Source organism: Vibrio sp. V19_P1S1T109, assembly GCF_002241375.1.
GTDB lineage: Bacteria > Pseudomonadota > Gammaproteobacteria > Enterobacterales > Vibrionaceae > Vibrio > Vibrio anguillarum.
The window spans coordinates 1-6165 of the sequence record NZ_NDIM01000153.1; the positions used below are offsets into that span (position 1 = coordinate 1).

At 46.0% G+C, this 6165-nt stretch carries 6 protein-coding genes; 4 read left to right on the forward strand and 2 right to left on the reverse strand.

The annotated features are described in order from the left end of the window. The first annotated feature begins 15 nt into the window (after nt 1–15). Genes bioB through bioD form a run of 4 tightly spaced genes read left to right on the forward strand, consistent with a single transcriptional unit; the run spans nt 16 to nt 3692 of the window. Entirely contained in the window at nt 16–1068 is a 1053-nt protein-coding gene (gene bioB / locus B9J87_RS07115; protein ID WP_094149970.1) for a biotin synthase BioB, read from the forward strand. Continuing rightward, nucleotides 1040–2203 carry an 8-amino-7-oxononanoate synthase gene (bioF, locus tag B9J87_RS07120; RefSeq protein ID WP_094149976.1) on the forward strand — a complete coding sequence of 388 codons (1164 nt, stop codon included), beginning with the start codon at nt 1040–1042 and terminating at the stop codon, nt 2201–2203. The genes bioB and bioF overlap by 29 nt, the downstream gene beginning before the upstream one ends. A gap of 2 nt (nt 2204–2205) precedes the next feature. Next, nucleotides 2206–3009: a malonyl-ACP O-methyltransferase BioC gene (gene bioC / locus B9J87_RS07125; RefSeq protein ID WP_094149977.1), complete on the forward strand. Its 804-nt coding sequence runs from the start codon at nt 2206–2208 to the stop codon at nt 3007–3009. Then, a complete protein-coding gene (gene bioD, locus B9J87_RS07130) occupies nt 3006–3692 on the forward strand; it encodes a dethiobiotin synthase (protein WP_176429496.1) in 687 nt (228 codons plus the stop codon). The genes bioC and bioD overlap by 4 nt, the downstream gene beginning before the upstream one ends. Before the next feature lie 61 nt (nt 3693–3753). Here the strand turns inward: bioD and dsbB are convergent, their stop codons facing one another. Both dsbB and nhaB read right to left on the reverse strand, forming a co-directional pair. Next, nucleotides 3754–4293 carry a disulfide bond formation protein DsbB gene (gene dsbB, locus B9J87_RS07135; protein ID WP_088728967.1) on the reverse strand — a complete coding sequence of 180 codons (540 nt, stop codon included), beginning with the start codon at nt 4291–4293 and terminating at the stop codon, nt 3754–3756. Between the two features lie 75 nt (nt 4294–4368). Beyond that, nucleotides 4369–5958 (reverse strand): Na(+)/H(+) antiporter NhaB, encoded by a 1590-nt coding sequence (gene nhaB / locus B9J87_RS07140; RefSeq protein ID WP_094149979.1) that lies wholly within the window; start codon nt 5956–5958, stop codon nt 4369–4371. Between the last annotated feature and the right edge of the window lie 207 nt (nt 5959–6165).

Below are 6165 nucleotides of genomic sequence, written 5' to 3' on the forward strand. Positions count from 1 at the left end.
GAATAAGGAAGAGATGTGGAAGTTCGTCATAACTGGACCGTTGCTGAGGTGAACGCACTGGTCGAAAAGCCGTTTATGGATCTACTGTTTGAAGCGCAGCAAGTACATCGTCAATACCATCCCAAAAATTATGTTCAAGTCAGCACGTTACTTTCTATTAAGACGGGGGCGTGTCCTGAAGATTGTAAATATTGCCCGCAGAGTGCGCATTACCGGACTGATGTTGATAAAGAACGGTTGATGGAAGTCGAGCGGGTGTTAGACGCGGCGCAAAAAGCGAAGCGCTCTGGCTCGACCCGCTTTTGCATGGGAGCGGCGTGGAAAAACCCGAAAGCGCGTGATATGCCTCTCTTGAAAGAGATGATCAGTGGCGTGAAAGAGATGGGCTTGGAAACGTGTATGACGTTGGGCATGCTAACGCCTGATCAAGCAAGCGAGTTGGCCAGTGCAGGGCTTGATTATTACAACCACAACCTAGATACCTCACCTGAATACTATGGCAACATTATCACCACCCGAACCTATCAAGATCGCCTTGATACCTTATCGCACGTGCGCGATGCAGGAATGAAGATCTGCTCTGGGGGAATTATCGGTATGGGAGAGAGCGCTAATGACCGCGCTGGCCTGTTGGTGGAATTAGCGAACTTACCAACCCATCCTGAAAGTGTACCGATTAATATGCTGGTCAAAGTGAAAGGCACACCGTTAGAGCAAGCCGAAGATGTCGAAGCGTTTGATTTTATTCGTCTGATTGCCGTTGCTCGGATCATGATGCCACAATCGTCGGTGCGTTTATCGGCTGGACGTGAAAATATGAATGAGCAGATGCAAGCGCTGTGCTTTATGGCAGGTGCAAACTCCATTTTCTACGGTTGCAAGTTGCTAACGACTCCTAATCCTGATGAAGATAGCGATATGCAGTTATTTAAAAAACTGGGTATCAATAGCCAACAAGTGAGCCAAAAACCGGATGAAATTGCAGAAAATGAGTTGCTTGAACGTGTCGTAAAACGGGTGGCAGCTCGTCCTACTGAAGATGATCTTTTCTACGATGCCAGCGTTTAATTCACGTATTTCAGCGGCGCTCAGTGCTCGTCGCGATCTTGGGCTTTCTCGTTCTCTTATCGAGCTTGAGGGGGGCAACCAGGTTCGATTGTGCAAAGATGGCCGCCAGTATCTTAACTTTTCCAGTAACGATTATCTTGGCCTTGCGCACGACTCAGAATTGATTGCCGCTTGGCAGCAAGGGCTGAGTATGTATGGTTGCGGTAGTGGTGCATCTCCTTTGGTCACAGGCTTTAGCTCAGCCCATCGCAACCTTGAATCTAACTTGTGTGAGTGGCTAGGTTATGAGCGAGCTATTTTGTTTGGCTCGGGTTTTAGTGCTAATCAGGCACTGCTGTTTAGCCTGCTCAATAAAGACGATTTGCTACTGCAAGATAAACTTAACCACGCCTCTTTGATGGAAGCAGGAATGCTTTGCGCAGCCAGTATGAAGCGTTTTCGGCACAACGATGTCACTCATCTTAAGCAACAGTTTAACCGCGATAGTCATACGTTAGTGGTGACTGAAGGGGTCTTTAGCATGGATGGTGATTGTGCACCGCTGTGCGAAATCACGGATGCACTGCAAGGTGAAGCGTGGTTGGCAGTCGATGATGCACACGGCATCGGTGTGTTGGGCGAGGGTGGGGCCGGCAGTTGCAGTGCGGCAGGAATAAAACCACAGCTCTTAGTGGTGACCTTTGGCAAAGCCTTAGGGTTATCGGGTGCAGCTATCTTATGCAATCAAGAGGTGGGTGACTTTCTTACGCAGTTTGCTCGTCACCACGTCTATTCTACAGCCATACCGCCAGCGCAAGCTTATGCAGTAACTCATGCTATTTCAATGGTCACTCAGCAGCCGTGGCGCAGAGAAAAACTGACTGAGCTGCAAGCTTATTACGCTGAATCTATGCAAGGTTTCGATGGCTATGTTGAAACGCTAACGCCAATCAAGCCCTACCTTGTTGGTGAGGCGCAAACAGCATTGAATATCGCCGAACAATTGCGACATCACGGGTGTTGGTTGACCGCGATTCGCCCACCAACGGTGGCTCAAGGTCGTGCCCGATTGCGTATCACTCTAACTGCCAATCACACTATTGCTGACATAGAGCAACTAACCACACAACTGCAACGTGCGCTAGAGGAGAGCTGAATATGTCACAAACTCATGCAATAGAGATAAATACGCTGCATGACAAAGCTGCCATTGCCCACTCTTTTAGCCGCGCGGCAAAGCATTATGATGTACATGCCGCTTTTCAACGTGACGTAGGGCACCGTTTATTGGACAAAATGCCGCGCAATCTAGTAGGGAAAAGAGTGCTCGATCTTGGTTGTGGTACGGGCTATTTTTCAGAGCAATTGCGGCGTAGAGGGGCGTATGTGGTATGTGTTGATCTCTCCAGTGAGATGCTAGTACAAGCTAAAATGCGTTGTGGTGATGTTGGCGTCACCTACTATCAAGCCGATGCTGAGGCGCTTCCTTTCGCCAACGCCTCTCTTGATTACGTTTTTTCTAGCTTAGCGCTGCAGTGGTGTGATGACCTTGTTCTACCACTGCGACAAATTCACCGCGTATTGAAACCACAAGGGATGGCTTATTTTTCGACATTATTGGACGGTTCGCTGTTTGAACTGAAACAAGCGTGGACAAAAATTGATACACATCAACACGTCAATGATTTCATCACACTCAATCAGGTAAAAATTGCGTTAGCGCAATCTCACTGTTACCACCATCAACTAGACTTGGCTTCGATCACAGTTTGGTATGACAAAGCCTTTTCCTTGATGAGAGATCTTAAAGGAATTGGTGCAAATCACGTAAGTGGACGCTCACAAGGGTTAACAAGCCGCAAGGCTCTATTGCAAGTTGAGCAGGCATACCAAACATTTCAAAACCATCAAGGTCTTCTACCTGCAACTTATCAGGTTTGTTTAGGGGTTATACATCGATGATTGATGCATTTTTTATTGCGGGTACGGACACCGACGTTGGAAAAACGGTCGCTTCAAAAGCGATTCTACAAGCATTAGCCGCCAAGGATTTGGTGACTATTGGCTACAAACCCGTTGCCGCTGGTAGCGAAAAAACGGAATTTGGCTTACGCAACTCAGATGCATTACATCTGATGAAAGCGGCAACCCAAGAGATGCCCTATGGTGATGTGAATCCATATTCTTTAGCGCTCCCTACATCACCACATATCGCAGCAAAACATGAACAGGTCGAGATTGATTATGGCGTACTCAGTAGCAAATTAGCTAAGCATAAAGCGAATGCTGACATTGTGTTGATCGAAGGTGCTGGTGGTTGGCGTGTTCCGATCTCTGATACCGACTGCTTGTCTACTTGGGTTAAACAAGAACAACTACCAGTGGTATTAGTGGTAGGGATTAAGCTAGGTTGCTTAAGCCATGCAATTTTAACAGCGGAAAGTATTATTGCCGACGGGTTGAATATTGTTGGCTGGGTAGCCAACCGAGTGAACCCAGGAACTGAGCATTACGCTGAAATTATTGCAATGTTGGAATCGCGCATTCCCGCGCCTAAGCTTGGTGAAATACCCTATGTGCCAACGGTAAAACGGCAACAAATTGGTAAGTATATTAATGTTGATCCGCTGCTTGCGTCAGAGTAAGCGATGTGAATCAGCCAAAAGGCATCTTTTAGCGAGATGCCTTTTTTGATCAAGCAGGTTATTACCGCAGCTTATTGACGGGGGTTTTCGCGAACTGAGCTAAAACAACAAAAGCGAGCACCAGCAAGTTAGCAGCATAGATGACCACTAGCCACTGTGGCATGGAAAGCGTTAAAAATTGCCATACCACTTTCGAACAGTCACCGTAAGCTTCGAACATCCAAGGTGCCCATTGATTGAGTGGTGCCCAGCTTGGGAAAGTGACAAATAAATCACAAGTGGCAAAAGGAGAAGGGTTGAATTGGTAATCCACATGTTGCAGAGCTAAGGTCAAACCTTTATAAGCACTGGCTCCCCAAGCAACGAGTCCAATCCAACGAACAATCGGATTATTGGGTGCGATTAAGCCAAGCAGAGCTGCTCCGCCAATTCCTAGCATCGCCACACGTTCATAAATGCACATCACACACGGTGCGAGCATCATGATGTGCTGAAAAAAAAGCGCACAAGCCTCAAAAAAAACCACAAAAAGAAGTAATAAAAACCAAGATTTTCTCGATTGAGAGAACAGTTTCAGAGTAGAAAAAAAAGTCACATTCAATACCTGTAAAGAATAAAAAGCCCTGATAGTTCAGAGCTTTTTAACTTAGATAAGTTTCATTATCAACCGAATATTTTAGTGCCCGGCAGAGATGGCTTGAACTGCTTTGGCTGAATGGTGCGTAATCCACCCTAAGTCATAAAAATGCGCAGTCATGGGTTCAACTAAGAAGACAATGCCAAACAGGCCAACTAATGCCAATACAATCGTGTAGGGCAGAGCCATGATGACCATTTTGCCATAAGAAAGGCGGATCAATGGTGCAAGTGCTGATGTTAATAAGAATAAGAAAGCGGCTTGACCGTTTGGTGTTGCTACTGAAGGTAAGTTCGTACCTGTGTTAATCGCGACAGCCAATAAATCGAATTGGTCACGCGTGATAACACCTTCTAGTAGCGCTGTTTTGACTTCATTAATATAGACAGTGCCAACGAAAACGTTATCCGAAACCATCGACAAAAGCCCGTTAGCCACATAGAAGAGAGCAAGCTGAGCCCCTTTATCTTCAACATTCAACACAGCATCGATAACTGGTTTAAAGAGTTGTTGATCGATAATTACTGCTACGATGGAGAAGAATACCGCCAGCAGCGCCGTAAAGGGTAGGGCTTCTTCAAATGCTTTGCCTAGCGAATGTTCTTCTATCACACCAGTAAATGCTGTCGCCAAAATAATAACTGAAAGACCAATCAATCCCACTGCCGCTAAGTGCAATGCCAATCCAACAATCAGCCAGACAGCAATAGCGCCTTGGATCCAAAGTTTTGCGACGTCTTGATTGGTTCGATTTTTGCGCTCAGCCGTGTCAAAATCGACCAGAATTTGACGAACGTTAGCGGGTAATTCTGCGCCGTAACCAAATAGCTTCAGCTTTTCAACCAATACACAGGTCAAAATACCACAGAGAAAAACAGGTACGGTTACCGGAGACATACGGATGATAAACTCGCCAAAAAACCAACCTGCTTGATCGGCGATGATCAAGTTTTGTGGTTCACCAACCATGGTCATCACCCCGCCTAAAGCGGTACCTACGCCAGCATGCATCAGTAGTGAGCGTAAAAACGCACGATAGTTTTCTAGGTCATCACGTGTTAGTTCTGAGATATGCTCATCTTGAGTATGGTCATGAGCGGAGCTTGTCCCTTGTCCCGATGCCACTTTGTGATAAATCGAGTAAAACCCAATGGCGACACTGATGACCACGGCAATAACTGTTAAAGCATCCAAAAATGCAGACAGGAAAGCAGCTGTAATGCAAAAGGCGACCGAAAGCATCGCTTTTGAACGAATACCAAGTAGTATTTTGGTGAAGATGAACAGCAATAGCTGTTTCATGAAATAGATACCAGCCACCATAAACACCAGTAGCAGCAGAACTTCGATGTTATTCACAAGCTCATGTTTTACTTGCTCTGCACTGGTCATCCCAATGGCGATAGCTTCGATAGCCAGTAAGCCACCAGGTTGCAGGGGATAGCATTTAAGCGCCATCGCTAGGGTGAAAATGAATTCAACCACAAGTAGCCAACCAGCAATAAATGGGTCGACCAAAAAGAAAACAATCGGGTTGATAATGAGAAAAGCAATAATGGCAACTTTGTACCAGTCAGGGGCTTTACCAAGAAAGTTCTTGAGAAAAGCGCTTCCGAGGGACATCGGCATGGGTAGTTCTCTTACTGTTGAGATGATAGACGCTGTCAGCTTATCTTTAATTCATTATGTGAAGTGGCCAAATAGAACGTGTTAAACACGAAAACAGTATCTATCGGCAATGTTCTAGCGAAACAACAAACCGTTTAGGGATTATGGTTTTACCAAGACACTCCTTGAGTGAGACAAGCAATCCTTACTTCGACCGTCACTCTACTC

Bases quoted from the DNA above. Each gene is read 5' to 3' on its own strand.
- bioF (WP_094149976.1), top strand. From the start codon at position 1,040: ATGATCTTTTCTACGATGCCAGCGTTTAATTCACGTATTTCAGCGGCG.
- nhaB (WP_094149979.1), bottom strand. From the start codon at position 5,958: ATGCCGATGTCCCTCGGAAGCGCTTTTCTCAAGAACTTTCTTGGTAAA.
- bioD (WP_176429496.1), top strand. From the start codon at position 3,006: ATGATTGATGCATTTTTTATTGCGGGTACGGACACCGACGTTGGAAAA.
- bioC (WP_094149977.1), top strand. From the start codon at position 2,206: ATGTCACAAACTCATGCAATAGAGATAAATACGCTGCATGACAAAGCT.